This is a genomic window from Rhodococcus sp. 15-2388-1-1a, from assembly GCF_002259145.1.
Lineage (GTDB): Bacteria > Actinomycetota > Actinomycetes > Mycobacteriales > Mycobacteriaceae > Rhodococcoides.
The window spans coordinates 250,420-270,557 of record NZ_NPFP01000032.1 but is presented as its reverse complement, the minus strand read 5'-3'; the positions used below and the strand labels follow the sequence as shown (position 1 = coordinate 270,557).

The 20,138-nt window shown below is 66.2% G+C and carries 21 protein-coding genes and 1 tRNA gene; 19 read left to right on the top strand and 3 right to left on the bottom strand.

The genetic code is table 11. The features are described from left to right. Together CH302_RS19590 and acpS are read left to right on the top strand one after the other, a co-directional pair. On the top strand, positions 1 to 8,839 hold an 8,839-nt coding region (locus CH302_RS19590; RefSeq protein ID WP_094650005.1), incomplete at its 5' end, for a type I polyketide synthase. Beyond that, entirely contained in the window at positions 8,839 to 9,231 is a 393-nt protein-coding gene (gene acpS, locus CH302_RS19585; RefSeq protein WP_008715184.1) for a holo-ACP synthase AcpS, read from the top strand. The genes CH302_RS19590 and acpS, both read left to right, overlap by 1 nt. A gap of 77 nt (positions 9,232 to 9,308) precedes the next feature. Here acpS and CH302_RS19580 read toward each other — a convergent pair whose 3' ends face one another. Beyond that, entirely contained in the window at positions 9,309 to 9,950 is a 642-nt protein-coding gene (locus CH302_RS19580; RefSeq protein WP_371828451.1) for a TetR/AcrR family transcriptional regulator, read from the bottom strand. 380 nt (positions 9,951 to 10,330) lie between these two features. On the opposite strand from CH302_RS19580, the gene CH302_RS19575 reads away from it, so the two are divergent. Together CH302_RS19575 and CH302_RS19570 are read left to right on the top strand one after the other, a co-directional pair. After that, positions 10,331 to 11,737: a hypothetical protein gene (locus CH302_RS19575; RefSeq protein ID WP_230596358.1), complete on the top strand. Its 1,407-nt coding sequence runs from the start codon at positions 10,331 to 10,333 to the stop codon at positions 11,735 to 11,737. Between the two features lie 61 nt (positions 11,738 to 11,798). Then, positions 11,799 to 13,163 carry a dipeptidase gene (locus CH302_RS19570; protein ID WP_037193329.1) on the top strand — a complete coding sequence of 455 codons (1,365 nt, stop codon included), beginning with the start codon at positions 11,799 to 11,801 and terminating at the stop codon, positions 13,161 to 13,163. 4 nt (positions 13,164 to 13,167) lie between these two features. Here the strand turns inward: CH302_RS19570 and bcp are convergent, their stop codons facing one another. Continuing rightward, on the bottom strand, positions 13,168 to 13,641 hold the full coding sequence (bcp, locus tag CH302_RS19565) for a thioredoxin-dependent thiol peroxidase (protein ID WP_032375973.1): 474 nt from the start codon (positions 13,639 to 13,641) through the stop codon (positions 13,168 to 13,170). A gap of 77 nt (positions 13,642 to 13,718) precedes the next feature. Here bcp and CH302_RS19560 point away from each other — a divergent pair, with 77 nt between their 5' ends. Both CH302_RS19560 and CH302_RS19555 read left to right on the top strand, forming a co-directional pair. Continuing rightward, a complete protein-coding gene (locus CH302_RS19560) occupies positions 13,719 to 13,940 on the top strand; it encodes a DUF3618 domain-containing protein (protein WP_032375974.1) in 222 nt (73 codons plus the stop codon). 92 nt (positions 13,941 to 14,032) lie between these two features. Continuing rightward, positions 14,033 to 14,106, top strand: a tRNA-Lys gene (locus CH302_RS19555). On the opposite strand, the gene CH302_RS19550 is transcribed toward CH302_RS19555, so the two are convergent. Next, the gene (locus CH302_RS19550) at positions 14,072 to 14,383 is read right to left on the bottom strand and encodes a helix-turn-helix transcriptional regulator (protein WP_094650004.1); all 312 of its coding nucleotides are present in this window, start codon (positions 14,381 to 14,383) and stop codon (positions 14,072 to 14,074) included. The genes CH302_RS19555 and CH302_RS19550 overlap by 35 nt on opposite strands. A 93-nt stretch (positions 14,384 to 14,476) precedes the next feature. Here CH302_RS19550 and CH302_RS19545 point away from each other — a divergent pair, with 93 nt between their 5' ends. The 13 genes from CH302_RS19545 (at position 14,477) to CH302_RS19490 (ending at position 20,138) form a co-directional block, all read left to right on the top strand. Continuing rightward, complete coding sequence (locus CH302_RS19545) at positions 14,477 to 14,680, top strand: helix-turn-helix domain-containing protein (RefSeq protein WP_176460737.1); 204 nt, start codon at positions 14,477 to 14,479, stop codon at positions 14,678 to 14,680. Continuing rightward, a complete protein-coding gene (locus CH302_RS19540) occupies positions 14,677 to 15,465 on the top strand; it encodes a BRO family protein (RefSeq protein WP_052047882.1) in 789 nt (262 codons plus the stop codon). Before CH302_RS19545 ends, CH302_RS19540 begins: the two co-directional genes overlap by 4 nt. Further along, a complete protein-coding gene (locus CH302_RS19535; RefSeq protein WP_037193327.1) occupies positions 15,462 to 15,665 on the top strand; it encodes a hypothetical protein in 204 nt (67 codons plus the stop codon). Before CH302_RS19540 ends, CH302_RS19535 begins: the two co-directional genes overlap by 4 nt. Before the next feature lie 22 nt (positions 15,666 to 15,687). After that, positions 15,688 to 15,918, top strand: coding sequence for a hypothetical protein (locus CH302_RS19530; protein ID WP_037193326.1), 231 nt, complete (start codon positions 15,688 to 15,690; stop codon positions 15,916 to 15,918). Then, a complete protein-coding gene (locus CH302_RS19525; RefSeq protein WP_037193325.1) occupies positions 15,915 to 16,142 on the top strand; it encodes a hypothetical protein in 228 nt (75 codons plus the stop codon). Before CH302_RS19530 ends, CH302_RS19525 begins: the two co-directional genes overlap by 4 nt. Continuing rightward, the gene (locus tag CH302_RS19520; RefSeq protein WP_037193324.1) at positions 16,139 to 16,570 is read left to right on the top strand and encodes a hypothetical protein; all 432 of its coding nucleotides are present in this window, start codon (positions 16,139 to 16,141) and stop codon (positions 16,568 to 16,570) included. The genes CH302_RS19525 and CH302_RS19520 overlap by 4 nt, the downstream gene beginning before the upstream one ends. Beyond that, positions 16,567 to 16,734, top strand: coding sequence for a hypothetical protein (locus CH302_RS30215; protein ID WP_155292946.1), 168 nt, complete (start codon positions 16,567 to 16,569; stop codon positions 16,732 to 16,734). The genes CH302_RS19520 and CH302_RS30215 overlap by 4 nt, the downstream gene beginning before the upstream one ends. Further along, on the top strand, positions 16,731 to 17,003 hold the full coding sequence (locus tag CH302_RS19515; protein ID WP_037193323.1) for a hypothetical protein: 273 nt from the start codon (positions 16,731 to 16,733) through the stop codon (positions 17,001 to 17,003). The genes CH302_RS30215 and CH302_RS19515 overlap by 4 nt, the downstream gene beginning before the upstream one ends. 26 nt (positions 17,004 to 17,029) lie before the next feature. Next, positions 17,030 to 17,503, top strand: coding sequence for a hypothetical protein (locus CH302_RS19510; protein ID WP_037193321.1), 474 nt, complete (start codon positions 17,030 to 17,032; stop codon positions 17,501 to 17,503). Between the two features lie 51 nt (positions 17,504 to 17,554). Then, positions 17,555 to 18,004 (top strand): hypothetical protein, encoded by a 450-nt coding sequence (locus CH302_RS19505; protein WP_141216692.1) that lies wholly within the window; start codon positions 17,555 to 17,557, stop codon positions 18,002 to 18,004. Further along, positions 18,001 to 19,596, top strand: coding sequence for a terminase large subunit domain-containing protein (locus tag CH302_RS19500; protein ID WP_052047881.1), 1,596 nt, complete (start codon positions 18,001 to 18,003; stop codon positions 19,594 to 19,596). The genes CH302_RS19505 and CH302_RS19500 overlap by 4 nt, the downstream gene beginning before the upstream one ends. Positions 19,597 to 19,698: 102 nt before the next feature. Then, complete coding sequence (locus CH302_RS19495; RefSeq protein ID WP_155292945.1) at positions 19,699 to 19,902, top strand: hypothetical protein; 204 nt, start codon at positions 19,699 to 19,701, stop codon at positions 19,900 to 19,902. Next, positions 19,899 to 20,138, top strand: coding sequence for a hypothetical protein (locus CH302_RS19490; RefSeq protein WP_037193316.1), 240 nt, complete (start codon positions 19,899 to 19,901; stop codon positions 20,136 to 20,138). Before CH302_RS19495 ends, CH302_RS19490 begins: the two co-directional genes overlap by 4 nt.

The following is a 20,138-nucleotide window of genomic DNA, read 5'->3' as shown; positions in this document are numbered from 1 at the left end:
GACCCCGCCCGTCAAGGTCGTCGGACACTCGCAGGGTCTCATCGCCGCGGAATCCGTCGCCGCCGACGGCGCACAGGACGCGAGCTTCCTCGCGATCGCCCAGCTCGTGGGTGCTGCCGCAGGTCTCGTCGGCCGCCGCCGCGGCATCATCGGTGCCGGAGACCGCGCGCCGATGGTCTCGGTTGCCAACGTCGAACCCGCACGACTGCAGGCGATCATCGCCGAACTCGCGATCGACGGAGCGCCGGTGCGATCCGCCGCCCTCGCCATCCGCAACGGCCGTCGCCGCGTCGTACTCTCGGGACCGCCGGCCCAGCTGGCCCGCGTCCAGGAGAAGTGCGAGCAGATTGCTGCCGAGGAAGAGCGTGAACGCGACGCCAAGAAGCGTGGCGGCGCGGTGTTCGCCCCGGTCTTCGAGCAGCTTCCGGTCGAGATCGGCTTCCATCACCCCGCCCTGGCAGACGCTGTCGAACTCGTCAGCGCGTGGGCACAGCGTTGTGGACTCGATGTCGAGCTCGCACGCGACCTCGCACAGAAGATCCTCGTGGACTCCGTGGATTGGGTCGACGCCATCGACGGTGTCGTCGACGCCGGTGCCGACTGGATCCTCGATCTCGGTCCGGGTGACCTGCTCACCCGTATGACCACCCCGGCTCTGCGTGGACAGGGCGTGGGCATCATCGCCGCGTCCTCGCGCGGCGGCCACCGCAATCTGCTCACCCCGGGAGCTGCTCCCGAGGTCCAGCCCGCATGGTCCGCGTTCGCTCCCACCCCGGTCACGTTGCCCGACGGCCGCGTCGTCGTCGAGACCTCGTTCACCAAGATGACCGGGCGCTCGCCGATCCTGCTCGCCGGCATGACACCGACGACGGTCGACGCGAAGATCGTTGCCGCAGCCGCCAACGCAGGCCACTGGGCCGAGCTCGCCGGTGGCGGACAGGTCACCGAGGACATCTTCACCGATCGTGTCGCCGAGCTTTCCACCCTTCTCGAGCCCGGCCGCGCAATCCAGTTCAACTCGCTCTTCCTCGATCCGTACCTGTGGAAGTTGCAGCTCGGCGGACGCCGCATCGTGCAGCGTGCCCGTGCAGCGGGTGCGGCCATCGACGGCGTCGTCGTCACCGCAGGCATCCCGGAACTCGAAGAGGCAGTGGCCCTCATCGAAGAGCTGTCCGAGGCAGGCATCAGTTACGTCTCGTTCAAGCCCGGCACCGTCGCGCAGATTCGCGCCGTCATCCGCATCGCCAACGAGGTTCCGTCCTACCAGGTCAACGTTCACATCGAGGGCGGCCGCGCAGGCGGACACCACTCGTGGGAGGACCTCGACGACCTGCTGCTGACCACCTACGCGGAGCTGCGGTCACGGCCCAACCTCGTCGTCTGCGTCGGCGGCGGCATCGGCACACCCGAGCGGGCAGCCGAGTACCTCACCGGAACCTGGTCGGCCGTGCACGGCTACCCGAAGATGCCGCTCGACGGCATCCTCGTCGGCACTGCAGCGATGGCGACCCTCGAGGCCACGACGGCTCCCGAGGTCAAGCAGCTTCTGGTCGACACACCCGGAACCCCCGACTGGGTCGGTGCCGGTACCGCGAACGGCGGAATGGCCTCGGGCCGAAGCCAGCTCGGTGCCGACATACACGAGATCGACAATGCCGCGTCGCGGTGTGGCCGACTGCTCGACGAGGTCGCCGGCAACGCCGACGCCGTGGCCGAGCGTCGTGACGAGATCATCGCCGCGCTCGACGGCACTGCCAAGCCCTTCTTCGGCGACGTCGCCGAGATGACCTACCAGCAGTGGCTCGTCCGCTACCTGGACCTGGCCATCGGAACCGACTCGCGCAGCGATTTCGATTGCGGCGGCGAGTTCACCGATGCCGTGTCCGAGGCACGCGAATCGGTGTGGCTCGATGTCACCTGGCGCACCCGCTTCCTGGAGATGCTCCAGCGCGCCGAGGCTCGGCTGCACCCGGTCGATCGCGGACCCATCCCCACGTTGTTCGCCGACGCCGAGGTTCTCGAACGCCCGCGCGCAGCACTGAAGTCGCTGCTCGCACAGTTCCCCGACGCCGCCGACGTGGTTCTGCACCCGGCCGACATCACCTTCTTCACCTCGCTGTGCCGCATGCCAGGCAAGCCGGTCAACTTCGTCCCCGTCGTCGACGGTGATGTGCGCCGCTGGTGGCGCAGTGACTCGCTGTGGCAGGCACACGACGCGCGCTACTCCGCCGACCAGGTCTGCATCATCCCCGGAACCGTCGCCGTCGCGGGCATCACCCGTGTCGACGAGCCCGTGGGCGAGCTGCTGAACCGTTTCGAGAAGGCCACCGCCGACCAGCTTCTCGCCGAGGGCGTCGAGCCCACGGCCATCGCGAGCCGTCGCCACGCCGAGATCGCGCCCGGACTGCTGGGCATCGTGCTGGCTGCTCCCGACGTCACGTGGGCCTCGCGTATGACGCAGAACCCCGTTGCACGCCTGGGTGATCCGGCCGAATGGACCGTGGAATCCGAGACGGTTGCGGCGCACCCGCAGACCGGTTCGTCGCTGACCGTGCTCGATGCCGAGCACGTGGAGCTGCTGGTTCCACTTGCCCCGGGCAAGGAAGTTCGGATCCGCCTGACGGTTCCGGCCTCCACGATCGACGGCGGCGCTCCCGTCGTCACCGCGCAGGATGCTCAGCAGGCAATGTCGGCTCTGCTCGGAGTTGCTGCAGGCCAGGAGCTTCCGGCTGTCAAGGGCGGCGTTGCCCGGCTGAACATCGCCTGGATCCCCGATCTGATCGCCGATCACGCAGGCGTCACCGGATCCGGACTGCCGGACTCGCTGACCGTCAGCGGCAAGGCCGTTCCCGACGTTCTGGTCGGTGCCTGCTGGCCCGCCGTCTTCGCTGTCCTCGGCGCGACCCGTAACGCCGAAGGCATCGACGTCATCGAAGGCATGCTCGACCTGGTGCACCTCGATCACAGCGTGAATCTGGTCGGCGAATTGCCCACCGACACCTCGATTCTCGTGGTCAAGGCTGCGGCCGGAGAGGTGCTCGACACCGACCTCGGCCGCGTCGTCGAGGTCACCGTCGAGATCGGTGCCATGCTCGGCGAGGGCCTCGACGCTCCCGCCGTCGCAACTCTGGTGGAGCGCTTCGCCATTCGTGGACGCACCGGCAAGGGCGAGCTCGTCGACCCGGCTCGTGCAGGCGGCTCGGTGAGCGCCGACGCACAGGACACCCCGCGTCGTCGCCGCCGTCAGGCAACCATCGTCGCCCCGCGCAACATGGCTGCGTTCGCTCAGGTCTCGGGCGATCACAACCCCATCCACACCTCGGACGCCGCAGCGCTGCTCGCCGGTCTCGGCAGCCCGATCGTGCACGGCATGTGGCTCTCGGCCGCTGCGCAGCAGACGGTCACCGCAGTCGACCACGCGGACACCAAGACTCCGCCGCGTCGCCTCACCGCCTGGACCGCGCGCTTCCTCGGCATGGTTCGCCCCGGAGCCGAGATCGACGTTCGCGTCGACCGCACCGGATTCGACCAGGGTGCCGAACTGATCGAGGTTTCCTGCCGTGTCGCAGGCGAACTGGTCATGGTCGCCACCGCTCGTACCGCTCCGCCGAAGACCGTCTACGCCTTCCCGGGCCAGGGCATCCAGCGTGCGGGCATGGGCCTGGACGCACGGGCTCGCTCGAAGGCCGCACGTGAAGTGTGGGAGCGTGCCGACAAGCACACCCGCAGCGCACTCGGATTCTCCATTCTCGCTGTGGTGCGAGACAATCCGACGTCGCTCAAGGCGCGCGGTGTCACCCACAAGCACCCCGACGGTGTGCTGCACCTGACGCAGTTCACCCAGGTTGCGATGGCCGTTCTCGGCGTCGCACAGGTTGCCGAATTGCGTGAATCCGGTGCGTTCGTGGAGAACTCGATTCTCGCCGGCCACTCCGTCGGTGAGTACAACGCCCTCGCGGCCGTTGCCGGTGTGCTCCCGCTCGAAGCCGTCCTCGAGGTCGTCTTCCAGCGTGGTTCGGCCATGCACGCGCTGGTTCCGCGTGATGCCAGCGGCCGCAGTGACTACCGCATGGCAGCCATTCGCCCGTCTCAGATCGGCCTGGCCGACCAGGACGTGCAGGGCTTCGTCGCCGGTGTCGCAGAAGAATCCGGTGAGTTCCTCGAGATCGTCAACCTCAACCTGCGCGGTTCGCAGTACGCCATCGCAGGCACGGTTGCCGGCCTCGGCGAGCTGGAGAAGAAGATCGCGATCCGCCGAGCCGAGTTCGGTGGCAAGGCCGCCTACATCATGGTTCCCGGCATCGACGTGCCGTTCCACTCCACGGTGCTGCGCGGCGGAGTCGACGATTTCCGCAACCGCCTCGAGACTCTGCTCCCCGAGCAGATCGATCCGGCGATCCTGGTGGGGCGCTACATCCCGAATCTGGTGCCCAAGCCGTTCTCGCTGAATCGCGAGTTCGTCCAGGAGATCGCCGATCTGGTTCCGTCCGAGCCACTGAACACCGTTCTCGCAGAATTCGATTCGTGGGCCGCACGGCCGAGCGCTCTGTGCCGGGTGATCCTGACCGAGCTGCTGGCATGGCAGTTCGCCAGCCCGGTGCGTTGGATCGAAACCCAGGACTTGCTGTTCGCAGACGAGTCCGACGGCGGCATGGGCGTCGAGCGCTTCGTCGAGATCGGCCTGGGAGCAACCCCGACCGTGGCGAACCTCGCGTCGCAGACCCTCAAGCTGCCGGGCCGCTTCGGCCACCCGGTCGAGGTACTCAACCTCGAGCGTGAGGCTGCGATCATCTACGGCACCGACACCGACCCGGCTCCGGCCGACGAGGAAGAGTCGACTCCCGTGGAGGCCGCTGCTCCTGCGGCGGCCGCAGCTCCGGCTTCGGCTCCCGCACCGGCAGCAGCACCGTCCGGCGGACCTCGCCCGGACGACATCGCGTTCGTCGCGGCCGATGCGACCAAGATCCTCATCGGCCTGTGGACCAAGCTGCAGCTCGATCAGATCGGGCCTGCCGACACCATCGAGGCACTGTGCGACGGTGTGTCCTCACGCCGTAATCAGCTGCTCGTCGACCTCGGCTCCGAGCTCTCGCTCGGTGCCATCGACGGTGCTGCCGATGCCGACATGGGCGCGCTCTCCGGCACGGTGAACAAGCTGGCTCGTACCTACAAGCCCTTCGGCCCGGTACTCAGCGATTCGATCAACGATCACCTCCGCAAGGTCTTCGGCCCCTCGGGTCGACGCCCGGCATCGATCGCCGATCGCGTCAAGAAGACCTGGGAACTGGGCGACGGCTGGGCGCATCACGTCACCGCCGAGGTCGCACTCGGCACCCGTGACGGTGCCTCGGTCCGCGGCGGTGCACTCGGCGGCCTGGCCGACGGCGCTCTCGCCGACGGCAATGCTGTCGACAACGTCATCGATGCGGCAGTAGCTGCGGTGGCCGCACGTCGCGGCGTCGCAGTCTCGATGCCGCAGGCAGGCGGCGGAGCCGGTGGAACCGTCGACGCTGCTGCTCTCGGTGAGTTCACCGAACACATCACCGGCCGCGACGGCGTTCTCGCCTCCGCTGCCCGGCTGGTGCTCGAGCAGCTCGGACTCGCGGATGCGCCCAACGCGCTGCTGGCAGAGGACCCCGACGCCGCTCTGGTAGAGCTGGTCTCGGCCGAGCTGGGATCCGACTGGCCTCGCCTCGTCGCCCCGGCGTTCGACGCCAAGCGCGCCGTCCTGATCGACGACCGGTGGGCCACCGCCCGTGAGGACCTGGCCAGGTTGTGGCTCGGTACCGCAGGCGATATCGCGGTCGAGTCCTTCGCCGGCGCGGGCAATGCCGTTGCGTCGCAGGCACAGTGGTGGAAGGCCAAGGCCGACTACGAGAACAAGACAGTACTGGCCGAAACCTTCGGACGCATCGCGGACATCGCGGTCGCATCCGAGGACAAGGGTCAGTGGGCCGACGAGGTCGCAGTGGTCACCGGCGGTAGCAAGGGCTCCATCGCAGCTGCGGTGACCGCCAAGCTGCTGGGCGGGGGAGCGACGGTCTTCGTCACCACCTCCAGGCTCGACGACGAGCGACTCGGCTTCTACCGCAGTCTCTACCGCGACAACGCACGCAGCGGAGCGTCGCTCTGGGTGGTTCCGGCCAACATCGCGTCGTACACCGACGTCGATGCGCTCATCGAGTGGATCGGCAGCGACTTCATCGACACTGCCGGTGGCGCAAAGACTCTGGTCAAGGCCGGCGTCACACCGACGATGCTGTTCCCGTTCGCCGCACCTCGGGTCATGGGCGAGATGTCCGACGCCGGAGCTCGCGCCGAGATGGAGATGCGCGTGCTGCTCTGGTCGGTCGAGCGCCTGATCACCGGACTGTCGAAGGTCGGCTACGACAACGACATCGACACGCACCTGCACGTGGTGCTGCCGGGATCGCCGAACCGCGGAATGTTCGGTGGCGACGGTGCCTACGGCGAATCGAAGGCTGCACTGGATGCGGTTGTCGCCAAGTGGGGTTCGGAGAAGAACTGGGCCGAGCGGGTGTCCATCGCCCACGCTCACATCGGGTGGGTTCGCGGAACCGGCCTGATGGGTGGCAACGATCCCATCGTCGAGGCCGTCGAGGCCGAGGGTGTTCGCACCTGGTCGACCGACGAGATGGCGACCGAACTGCTCGAACTGTGCACGCCTACCGCTCGTCGTCAGGCCGCGCAGGAGCCGATCGTCGTCGATCTCACCGGTGGATTGGCCAGCACCAAGCTCAATCTCGTCGAACTCGCTCGGGACGCGGCTGCGGCCGCCGCCGAGAAGACCGAAGAGGCATCCGACGATTCGGTGATTGCGGCACTGCCCGCACCGCCGCGGCTGTCGACGTCGACCACCGCCCCCGCGTGGCCGACACTCGATGTCGACCCGAAGGATCTGGTCGTCATCGTCGGTGCAGGTGAGCTCGGACCGTACGGTTCGGCGCGTACCCGCTTCGAGATGGAGGTCGACGAGCAGCTCTCTGCCGCAGGCGTTCTCGAACTCGCATGGAACACCGGCCTGATTGCATGGGAGAACGATCCCAAGCCGGGTTGGTACGACATCGAGTCCGGTGACCTGGTGCCCGAGGAGGACATCGCCGACAAGTACCACGACATCGTGGTCGAGAAGTGCGGTATCCGCACCTACGGCGACGACGGCGCGATGGTCGGCAACACCGCTCCGCTGATGACCTCGATCTTCCTCGACAACGACCTCACGTTCGTGGTCGGAACCGAGATCGATGCCCGGTCGTTCGCAGCAGCGGATCCCGAGCACACGCTGATCACGCCGGTCCCGGATTCGAGCGACTGGCAGGTCACCCGCAAGGCGGGCACCGAGATTCGCGTTCCGCGCAAGATGAAGCTCACTCGCACCGTCGGTGGACAGATTCCGACCGGATTCGATCCCACCAAGTGGGGCATCTCGCCCGACATGGCCAGCTCGGTCGACCGTGTCGCACTGTGGAACATCGTCACCACGGTCGACGCGTTCATCTCCTCGGGCTTCAACCCGTCGGAACTGATGCGCTGGGTGCACCCCACGCTGGTGGCCAACACGCAGGGCACCGGCATGGGTGGCATGGAATCGATGCGCTCGCTGTACATCGACACCCTGCTCGGTGATGCTCGTGCGAACGACATCCTGCAGGAGGCTCTGCCGAACGTCGTTGCCGCACACGTTGTCCAGTCGTACATCGGTAGCTACGGCGCGATGGTTCACCCCGTCGCCGCCTGTGCGACCGCGGCCGTCTCCGTCGAAGAAGGCGTCGACAAGATCAAGCTGGGCAAGGCTCAGCTCGTGGTCGCCGGCGGCTTCGACGACCTGAGCACCGAAGGCATCATCGGCTTCGGTGACATGTCGGCCACCGCGGACTCGGCAGCGATGACCGCCAAGGGCATCAGCGATCGACGGTTCTCCCGGGCCAACGACCGCAGGCGCGGTGGATTCGTTGAATCCCACGGCGGCGGAACGATCCTGCTCGCCCGCGGAGACCTGGCACTCGAGATGGGCCTGCCGGTCCTCGGAGTGGTGGCCTACGCACAGTCGTACGGCGACGGAGTGCACACGTCCATCCCGGCTCCGGGACTCGGCGCGCTCAGTGCCGGTCGCGGCGGCAAGGATTCGGCGCTCGCGCTCTCGCTGAACGCCTTGGGTGTCAGTGCAGACGACGTGGCCGTGATCTCCAAGCACGACACGTCCACTGCAGCCAACGACCCGAACGAGGCGGAACTGCACACTCGCCTCGCCAAGGCCATCGGCCGTTCGGACGGCGCTCCGTTGTTCGTCGTCTCGCAGAAGAGCCTCACCGGACACTCGAAGGGTGGAGCGGCTGCCTGGCAGCTGATCGGCCTGTGCCAGGTGCTGGCCAACGGCGTCATCCCGCCGAACCGCAGCCTCGACTGCGTCGACGACAAGATGACCGCGTTCGAGCATCTGGTGTGGGCACGGGAGCCGCTGCGCTTCGGTGACTCGGTGCCACTCAAGGCAGGTTTGCTCACCTCCCTCGGGTTCGGCCACGTGTCCGGACTCATCGCTCTGGTGCACCCACAGGCATTCCTCGAGGCCGTTCCGGCGGAACGACGTGCGGAGTACATCGCCAAGGCGAACGAGCGCCGAATCGCCGGTCAGCGCAGGCTGATCTCCGCGATGGTGGGAGGAGACTCCCTCTACGAGCGGCCCGACGATCGACGGCTCGGACATGACGGGACGCCGGCCAAGGCGTCACGCGAACTGGAGGCAAACGTGTTGCTCAACGAGTCCGCTCGCCTCGGCGAGGGCGACGTCTACTCCTCCGGTCTGCCGGGTGCCATCTGATGGCGATCCTGGGAGTGGGTTTCGACCTGGTGACGGTGTCCGACTTCGCCGAGCAGATGGAGAAGGTCGGCACGACGATGATCCGCGACAGCTTCACCGCGGGCGAGCGGCGTCATGCCGCAACGAAGAGTTCCGACCCGACCCGCCACTACGCAGCACGGTGGGCCGCCAAGGAAGCAGTGCTGAAGGCATGGGCGACATCACGATTCGCTCGGCCGCCGCAGATCGGTGACAACCCGTATCCGTTGATCGAGGTCGTCAACGATGCGTGGGGCCGGCCGTCCATCAAATTGCACGGGATGGCGCAGGAGTTCCTGCCGACGGTGAAGATCCATCTGTCGCTCACGCACGACGGCGACATCGCCGCCGCGGTGGCGATTCTGGAGGAGTGAGTTCGCTCCGAAAACGAGTCAGGCCCGTCCGATCCAGGTGATCGGGCGGGCCTTTCGTCTGTGCGGGCTCGGGTTGCTCAGCCTTGCTCGTTCTCGCTCGCCGAGCCACCGGAACGCCTGCTCTCTTTCTCTGCGACGAGCAGATAGGCCATCATGATGCGTTTGAGCTCGGCGACGGCGTCCTCGTGGCTCTGGCCGTCCTGCACGGAGAAGTTGAGCATCGAGTAGACGATGTGCACCAACACCTGGGCCATGAGGTTGCGGCGATGCCGAGGCGTGCGGGGAGTCAGCGGTCCGAGCATGCGCGAGACCTGCTCGGCGAACTCCCGCTCGTGAATCACCCCGGTTGCGCGCGTCGACGGTGTCGACTGCATGGCGAGCCACACTTCACGGCGAGACGGATCGGTCATCCACATGCCGGCCATGTGGTCGACGAAGTTGTTGAGGAACCGCACCCAATCCAGGGACGGGACTTCGCCGTCGAACTCGGCGAGTTCCTGTTGCACCCCCACGAGGTCCTGGCGGTTGAGCTCGCAGACGATGACGTACTTGTTTGCGAAGAACTGGTACAGCGTTCCTATCGGGAGTTCGGCGCGCGACGCGACTTCCTCGCAGGTGAACGACTCGAAACCCACGTCACTGAGCAGCTCGCGTGAGGCCTGCAGCAGCGCATCGAACTTGCGCTGGCTCCGCTCCTGGGTCGGACGTCGTCGCGGCATGAGCTCCTGAGTCTGTGCCGTCGACTCGAGCGCGGCGTCGAGACGGCGCGAGGACTGGGCACGAGCAGAGGATTCCACCCGGTCAGGCTATCCGGCGAGAGCGCTCGTTATCCACAACGGTCCGGTAGGTCACGTCCGCAGGCTCTGGTTCCGGGTCGGAGACGTGGGTTTCAGCCGGAGGTTTCGAAGAAACCTGGGGTCGACGACAATTGCTGGTTCCTATTGCTGTGACAAACTCCAAGACGGATCTGGACCAATTTAACCGTCAACAGGTATGGTTTAGGTAACAGAATCAAATTCCGTGCAGGGTGATCGTCGTTCGGATCCGCTGGATGACGTTCATGGTCGGGTGCCTCCACCCTGAGCACAGGGAGACTGCCATGGCAACCATTGGTATAGCGATCGAATCTGGCTCGATGCAGACGATTCTTGTCGAGCCGGCCTCAGGCGAGGTTCTCGCCGATCGGACGACGCCACTCGACCCAGACGCGGCCACTGTACTGACCGAAGCGATCGAGATCATGCGTGCCGAGGCCGCGACCCTCGACGCCGACGTCGACGCAGTGGGCGTGGTGTATCGAACCGAGGCCGAGCGCGCCGAGTTCGCAGCAGCCCTGGGGGACGAATCCGCAGTGCTGTCGTCCGCATCCGAGTCGTTCCTCGGCTGGCTCGCAACCTCGAAGGAATTCGCCGACGCGAAGACCGTCCTTCTGTACTACATGGGCGAGGCGGGCGTCTCCATCTCTCTCGCCGACGCAGCCGACGCCTCGATCACTCCGGCGAAGACTGCTGCGCTGGACTCCATGTCGCCCGAGCGAATCGGCAGCACCATTCCACTGGCGTGGGAAGTGGTGGATCAATCCGGCAAGACGCCCGAGTTCGTGGCCCTGTTCGGTGACTCGTCGAGTAGTCGAGACCTGGTCGACATCCTGTCCCTCGGGCTCGGCGTTGCCGTCGTACGCGTGGGTGCTGCGGACCAGGTCGCGGCGCGAGGAGCTGCGCTGCTGGCACATCGGGACGAGCCGGCAGTGGTGGCCGCTGCGCCGGCTGCATCGGCGATCGCCGACTCGACGCCGGTCGAAGCCGCGGCCGCCGAGGTCGTCGCAGCCGACGAGGCCGATGCCGAGATTGCCGACGCCGAAATTGCGGACGCCGAAATTGCGGACGCCGAACCCGAGGCCGAGGAGGCCGTCGAGGTAACGATGGCTGCGGATCTCGACACGGCGGTAACGCCGCTTCCGGTGCCCGCAGTGCTTTCGGTCGCAGGCGCAGAGCCGGCCCGGTCGGCAGGATCCGGACGCAAGCTCGTGCTCGCCGCAGTGCTGCTGGCCGGGGTGCTCTCCGCAGGTGTCGCGGTCGCTGCGACGTTGCCGGGTGAATCCGAGACGACTGCAGAGCAGAGCGTCGATCGACGCGATGCCGGTGCGGATCTGGCGGGGGCAACCAGGCAGGCGGATCCGACGACGTCCGATCCCGTTGCGGTGGTGGTGCCGCCGGTGCCGGCCGTTGTGCCGCCGCTCGCGACGATTCCCCCGACAGTGGACGCATCGACAGTCGTCGAGCCTGCACCGACGACCCAGGCCTGGACAACGCAGGATCCGCCGCGTCCGGCTGCCGACGCCCCGCAGCAGGCACCTGCACCGACCAGGGTGGATCCTCCGCAGTTCACCGTTCCTGTTCCCGTTCCTGAGCCGGGCAAGTCACCCGAACAGCTCGAGCAGGAAGCGTGGGACCGGCACTGGCAACAGACGGGGCAGTGGTTCGAGCAGGAGTTCTCCGGCGGCTGACGGTGACGAGTGATGACAGACTGGCTACGGCCCGTCTGTCATTTTCTCGTTTGGAGGATTCATGCCCGCCGATGCGCGACCCGTCGACGTTCGATCTGCAATCGCATCGCAGATGCCCCGAGCGAAATCGGAGTTGGCAGAGTTGGTCCGGTTCGCCTCGGTGCACGATCCCCGGCAGTTTCCGGTCGAGGAATGCACGGGTGCGGCGCAGTGGGTGCAACGGGCCTTCGTCGACGCAGGCATTCCCGACGTCCAACTGATCGAGACGGTCGACGGCTCTCTGGCGGTGGTCGGCTCGCGGCCGGCTCGTACGGGAGCGCCGACCGTTCTGCTCTACTCGCATTACGACGTTCAACCTCCAGGTGACGGCACACTGTGGGACACCGAGCCTTTCGACCTCACCGAACGGGACGGTCGTTGGTACGGGCGGGGTTCGGCGGACTGCAAGGGCAATGTGATCATGCATCTGCTGGCGCTACGGGCGCTGGGGGAGTCGCTCGAGGTCGGCGTGCGGATCGTCTGTGAGGGTTCGGAGGAGATGGGCACCGGCGGGTTGGAAGCGCTCGTGGAGCAGCGCCCCGAACTGTTTTCGGCAGACATGGTGGTCATCGCCGATACCGGCAACGCGAAGGTGGGTCTACCGACGGTCACCACCACGCTCCGCGGTATCGCGAACGTCGTAGTGCATGTGGAAACCCTTGCCGGAGAAGTGCACTCGGGCATGTACGGCGGGCCAGCGCCCGATGCTCTCGCCGCGTTGGTGCAGGTGCTCTCGACGTTGCGCAACGAGCAGGGCGACACCGTGGTCGACGGATTGGACGGAACGCAGACCTGGGACGGGGTCGAGTACGACGCCCAGCAGTTCCGTGCCGATGCCGGCGTGCTCGATGGCGTCGGGCTCGCGGGTTCGGGCTCGGTGGCCGAGGCGGTGTGGGCGCGGCCTGCTCTGACGATTCTGGGGATCGACTGCCCACCGGTCGTGGGTTCGGCTGCTGCGATCTCGCCTCGTGCGTCGGCACGGCTCAATTTGCGGGTGCCGCCGGGAATGGAACCGCAGCGGGCTCAGGATGCGTTGGTGGCTCACCTGGAGGCGCGTACGCCATGGAATGCGCGGGTCACCGTCGAGCGTGAGGCGATCGGGTCGCCGTTTCGGGCCAGAACCGACGGGCCGGGTTACGCGGCGCTGTCCGAGGCGTTGGAGGAGGCCTTCGGGCATCCCATGGGGACGGCGGGGCAGGGCGGGTCCATTCCGCTGTGCAACGCGTTGGCTCAGGTGCTGCCGGACGCCGAAATCGTGCTGATGGGCGTCGAGGAACCTCGGTGCCGGATCCACGCTCCCAACGAGAGCGTGGACCCGACGGAAATCGAGAAGATGGCCGTCGCGGAGGCGTTGTTCCTGCAGCGGTTGGCCGGCTCGGACGAGTGAGGTCTCAGACCGCTAGATCGCGGCGGAGCTTGGCGACGTGGCCGGTGGCACGGACGTTGTACTGCGCCACCTCGATCTTGCCTGCTTCGTCGACGAGGAACGTGGAGCGGATGACGCCCTCGTAGACCTTGCCGTAGTTCTTCTTCTCCCCGAATGCGCCCCACGCCTGCAGGGTCGTCTTCTCCTCGTCGGAGAGCAGCGGGAACGTCAGCTCTTCCTTGTCGCGGAACTTGGCGAGCTTGGCCGGCTTGTCGGGGGAGATGCCGATGACCTCGAGGCCTTCGCCGTTGAGCTCGGCGAGACTGTCGCGGAAGTCGCAGGCCTGCTTGGTGCAGCCCGGGGTGCTCGCGGCGGGGTAGAAGTACACGATCACCTTCTTGCCTGCGTAGTCGGCGAGAGAGACGTCGTTGCCGTCGGCATCGGGCAGGGTGAACGCCGGAGCGGTGTCGCCCGGCTCGAGCTTGCTGTATTCGGTCACCGCACGAGAGTATCGAAATATCGTCGTGCTCTAGGCTCGACTGCGACCGAGACTATTTGCAACAAGCTGGAGGACACGTGGCCAAGGACACCGACCGAATCGAGCGCGAGATCGAGGCCGCTCGCAATCAGCTCGCCAGCACCCTGGACGAGCTGAGCGTCCGTGCCAGCCCCAAGAACATCGTCGCCAACACCAAGCAGTCCGTGGTGGCCAAGCTCAACGAGCCGGCAGTGAAGTTCACCCTCCTCGGAGTGGGCGCAGTGGTGGCAGTTCTCGTGGTTCGCAGGATCTTCAACTGACACGACAGGCGCTCCTACCAGCCGATTTCACATCTGGCGGCATCTGCTGTTAATGTTTCTCCCGCACCGCAGAGAACACGCGGTGCGGATCGGCGCCATTAGCTCAGTTGGTTAGAGCAGCTGACTCTTAATCAGCGGGTCCGGGGTTCGAATCCCTGATGGCGCACAGTCAAGCCCCCGTCCGGATCTCCATCCGGTCGGGGGCTTTCTGCATTCCCCGTCTCCAACCAGCTGACCGGCACGCCGCACGCGAGCGCCCACGCGTTGATGACGATCCTCCGCGGGTTCCCGTCTTTCTTCTCGGCTGCGCCGATGGTGTTGCGGGACACGCCGATCAGCTCAGCGAGCTGGCCCTGTTCCAGGCCGGCTTCTTCTCTGGCGATTCGTAGGCGGTGGTGACGCAGAATCTCTGGGACTTTGCCGGATTCGTATGCGGTGGTCATGAGCGCAATGCTATGCGCAACTACGCGAACGTGCAAGCGGTCGGTTTAACCATTCGTGGCACGCAACTGCGCGAACGTGCTAAAACTGTGCACATGCCCAACAACGTTCCCATGACAGTCGGTGAAGCGGCAGCCAAGTACGGCATCCCCAAACGCACCCTCCAGTCTGCGATCAAGGACGGCCGTATCAAAACCCGAAAACTCCCTGGAGCAACCGGGGCGCACCTGCTCACCCGTGCCGCCGCCGACAAATTCGCGCAGGAATGGAAGCAGCGAGTAGCGGGCGGTGCACGATGACCACGTTGATGACGTTCCAATACCTCCATACCGAACTGCGCAGCGTTCTGATCGACGATGAGCCGTGGTTCGTGGCGCGGGACATCTGCAACGCCCTGGATCTGAGCAACGTCACCATGGCAATGCAGCGGCTGACGGCAGATGAGAAGGGGGTCAATCGGATTGACACCCCCGGCGGACCTCAGCAGATGGCCGTCGTATCGGAATCCGGCATGTACGCCCTCGTGCTTCGCTCAGACAAACCTGACGCTGTGAAGTTCCGTCGCTGGGTGACGTCAGAGGTCCTGCCGTCGATCCGCAAGACGGGCAGCTACTCCTCGGCACCAGCCCTGTCAGGTCCTGAGCTCCTCGCTCACGCGGTCATCGAAGCGCAGGCGATGATCGTCGCGAAGGACGAACGCATTGCCGAGCTCGAACCGAAAGCTGCGGTTGCCGAGAAGATCCTCGACGCTGACGGTGACTACTCGGTCCGCGACGCCGCCCAGGCCCTCACTCGCGCTGGCATCAAGGTCGGAGCGACTCGACTGTTCAACGACCTCGAGCACCGCCACTGGATCGCACGCGCGAAGGGCGACGGCCGATTCCGTGTCATGCAGGCCGCGATCGAGTCCGGACACATGTCGGTGATCCCGACGTCGCACTACCACCCGAAGACCGGCGTCCTGGTCCTCGACCCACCGCAGCCCCGCATCACCCCGAAGGGCCTGCAGAAACTCCTCAGCGACTACGGAGCAGCGAACGCCGCCCCCGCCCAGCTGACCATCGACCAGGAGCCGAACCTGTGAGCACCGCAACCGCCGCCACCCTCGACGACATGGAACGCGTTCTCGCAGAAGGACGCTCCACCATGACTCTTACCGAACGCGTCAACGCGCGCCGCGCCATCGACGAAGCCGCCGGCATCACCTACCCGGTACCCGGCCCCGAGCAGGTGCAGCGCCTCGCGCGGATCACCAACACCGGACTGCACCGCATCACCTCATAGCTGCCCTCGTGAAAGGCACACCATGTACTTCGAAGTATCCATCACCATCAAGTTCGACATCGAAGCCACCAACATCGACCACGCCATCATCCGGGCCGACAGCATGGCCTCACACATCGACGCCGCCCCGGTCCTCGGGCTCGACGCCGACGAGGTAGCGATCGACGCCGAAGTGTCCCCGTACGCCGACCCGTCCAGCGACGCTGGCGATCACGCCGCCGACCTCGCAGCAGACCGGGCGGTGGGACTGTGAAACGCCCCGACGACCACTCCCTTGCCGGGTACGTGTACTTCGATCGCGGGCACTTCGTCGAAATGCACCGCGAGTCATGGTCACTCAACGACGCGGCCGACGCGGCCCGAGATCACGTCGCCCGCACCAAGGTTCCTGTCATCGTGGTGTGGCGACGCACCGTCGACGACAACTGGCAGGAGATCGACGCCGCTACCGAGCACGCCCTCGAGGCGATGCGATGAAAGCGCTGACCGTCAAACAGCCGTGGGCGTGGGCGATCATCTTCGGATCGAAGAATATCGAAAATCGTTCCACGGCTTGGACGTACCGCGGGCCCCTCGCGATCCACGCCGGTGCGCTCGAAGATCGTGATGGCTGGGACGACGACCGTGTCACCGACGCGTGGATGAACGCCACTGACTGGCAGGCCGATGCTATCCACACTCGCTCCGCCGTCATCGGGTTCGTCGATCTCGTCGACGTTCACCACGACAAGGGATGCTGCCGACCGTGGGGCGACAGTGCACCGGCTGAAGGCGGCGGCAGGGCGCGGCACAACCGCACCCACCTCGTTCTCGACAACGTCGTCATCCTCGACCAGCCGATCCCGTGCACCGGCGCGCAGGGCCTGTGGACGCCGCCGACGCATGTGCAGGAGGCGATGGGGTGAAGCGAAAGTTCCGTTGGCGCAGCGTGTCCGGCACCTGGTTCACCGTCGAAGCCGACGTCTACGAGATCACCTTTTCCGGCGCACTCGCGTTCGGACGCGTCGACGGGTTCCTGATCATCGCGATCCCTGCCCGCCGCTGGACCGAATGCGAGGAACTCGAATGACCGCACTGCCACGCCGACAGCTCTGCAAGGGCTGCGGCTACCCGATCATCTTCGCGACCACCATCCCTGCGGGGAAGACGATGCCCGTCGATGCCGACCCGAGCGAGAGCGGCACCATCGTCCTGCACGGCACGGACCCCGAGAACATCGTCGCCACCGTGCTCCGCAAGGGGCAGATCGCCGGGGCCCGCGCCGCCGGCCAACCCCTTTACGAGTCCCACTTCGCGAACTGCCGCGACGCCGCCACCTTCCGCAAGACCTACCGCTGACTTTCACCACTACTGAGGAGAACTCCATGGGATATGACATGAGTGTCGTCGACAGCAACGGCCAACGAGTGCAGTGCGAGAACGACTACTGGCGACGCAACATTTGGGGCGCGAGCAGACAGGCTGACCGCCTGGTTGGACTCGGTATCGCGTACTGGCACGACGACGCAGCACTGCCCGGCCCGTGGCCGGAGATCCCAGAGGGCGCTGCCCGGACCGCCGACGGAGAACTCTGGGACGACGAAACCGAACAATGGGTCGACCCCAGATATAGGCAAACGATTCTCGACCATGTGCGTCAGACGGGCGGTGAGCGTCCGGGCATCGCCGCCTACAAGCTCGTGCACTCCAACGATGGGTGGTGGGTCACCAAGGCCGAATGCGTCTCAGCGCTCGAACTGTGGGAGAAGGCGGGCAAGCCTGACTGGGATCTCGGACTCAATGATCTGGAACCATTCCTGCGGGCCGCGGCGGAACACGACGGTTTCCGAGTCTGGTGAGTGTCGCGGATACATTGAGTACTGTCACTCGGTTCGGATGGGAGGTGCGTGGTGGCTGACAAGAACAAGTCCCGACGCGTTCAGGCGTCGGTGCAGCAGAAGCAGGAGCGGGCCCTCGAACTCCTCATCTCCGGGAAGACGAACGAAGAGATCGCGAAGACCGTCGGCTATCGCGACCGGTCCGGTGCGCACCGCGCTGTCACCGCCGCCCTCGAACGTCACGCGAAGACCCGTGAGGACCTCGCCGATAAGGCACTGACCATCGTGCACGAGCGCCTGGAGCGGCTGCTTGCGCAGTTCACTGGCCGCGCACTGATGGGCGACGTCCAGGCGGGTCGTCTCGTGTTGTCGATCATCGATCGGTACTCGAAGCTGTACGGCCTCGATGCACCCACGAAGATCGACGCGACGATTACCACCAGGTCCGAGCTCGACGAGAGCATCGAGAAACTCTTCGAGGCCCACGAGCAAGCGGACAGGGCGAAGCAGCAGTCGACGTGACTGCCCTCGCCCCCGATGCGTGGCGGAACCTGTCCGAGGACGACAAACGGTACTACCGGGACCGCCTCGCCGAGGGGACAGCGAAACGTGGCAAGCCCTCACCTCTCGCGCCACTGACGCCGGGTGAGCTCGCGCTGAAGCACGAGCCACTCCTGACGATGGAACGACCGCACCTCGAGGTCATCGACAAGGCCCTCGTCGACGTCCTCACCACGCCGCGCGCGAAGCTGATGATCTTCACACCCCCGCAGGTCGGCAAGAGCGCCCGAGTGTCGCGGTGGTTCCCGTTCTGGTGGCTGACGCAGCGGCCACGCGATCGGATCATCCTCGGCTCGTACGCCTCCACCCTCGCCGCCGGCCACTCCGCCGCAGCCCGCGACTACGTCAAGGCATACGGGGCCGAGTACGGCCTGCAGCTCAAGGAAGACGAGAAGACCCGCGCCGACTGGACCACAACATCCGGCGGCGGTGTCCGAGCCCGAGGTGTCCGCTCAGGCCTCACCGGCAACCCCATGGACCTCGGCCTCATCGACGACCCCCTCGCCGACCGTGCCGCCGCCGAATCCCTCGTCATCCGCGAAGCCGTCTGGGACTGGTACACCTCCGCATTCCTGTCCCGCATGGCACCGGGCGGCAAGCAGATCCTCGTTATGACCCGTTGGCACCAGGAAGACCTCGCCGGGAAACTGCTCAAGCGGGATGGCCGAGTCGAAGACGGAGGGGAGTGGACCGTCGTCCACCTCCCGGCCCTCGCCATGCCCGAAGACCACGAACGCGGTTTCTACGCCGACCCCCTCGGCCGCGCACCCGGCGAACCCCTCACCCACCCGAAGATCGATGTCGACGACACCGACGGCATGACCCGTCACTGGTTCACCCAACGCAAAGACATGGGCACCCGTGACTTCTCCGCCCTCTGCCAAGGGTCACCCGTCAACGTCGAAGGCGGGCTCGTCAAAGAGCAGATGATCCAGGACCGCACCTCCGCCACACCCGGCGAAGCGAAACGATCCGGAGTCGGCATCGACCCCTCCGGCGGTGGCCGCGACACCGCCGGCATCATCGGCGGACACGTCGACGACCAAGGGCACCTGTGGTGGACCCACTCCCGCACCAAACGGATGAGCGCCGACGTCTGGCCCCGCGAAGCATGCCTCCTCGCCGCAGAGATCGACGCCGACCGCATCGTCTACGAATCGAACTACGGCGGCGACATGGCCGGTTCCCTCATCAAGCAGGCCTGGAAGTCACTACAGGAAGCGGGGGAGATCGGGGCCCGGAAGATGTGCCCGATGATCACCGGCGTCCACTCCCGCAAATCGAAGACCCTTCGCGCCGAGCCGATCGCCGCCGCCGTCAACGCCGGCCGCGCCTGGTTCACCACCGAACCGTCCCTCGGGGAGCTGAAGCGGGAGTGGCAACTGTGGGAAGTCGGATCGACCTGGTCGCCCGGTGCCCTCGACGCCGCCGTCCACCTCGCGTACGAGCTGCTCCCCGCCATCGGATCCGGCGCGCAGACCCATTCCGTGGCCAAGCGAAAGAAGGGCGACACCACGGGCTCGTCCGCGGTGTCCCGGCGACGCCGACGATGAATAACCAGGGAACAGTTGCAACTGTCACCCAACTCGGTTAAGTTCGAGACACACGGCGCGTCAGACCCACCCAACGCCGACAACCTCGTGAAAGAAGCCACCATGCACCAGCACCTCGACGACAACGAACTCCTCGCCGACATCGCCGCCACCACCGAACGCCGCGACCGATTCGACCGCCGAGCACGCGCCGGCCGCTACGACTCCCAGGACGCCGCCGTCTCCGCGCGGATCGAAAGCCAACGCCTCGCCGCCCTCCACACCGAGCGGCAGTCCCGCGGCCTCGACATCGACGCCGCCGCATGAACGGAACCCGCATCGTGCCCGTCGAAGACCTCCGGCCCGGCGACGTCATCGTCAAGAAGGTCGACCAGACCTTCGGGGGACGGTTCATCGAAACCTCGATCGACCAGCTCACCGTCGGACGCATCAGTGGCATCGGCCCCGAGCGAGACCGCATCACCGTGTTCGACCTCGAGCACACCCGCACGGAGTTCTTCCCCCGCGGCCAACGCCTCCGCATCCACCGCGAAAGCAACTAG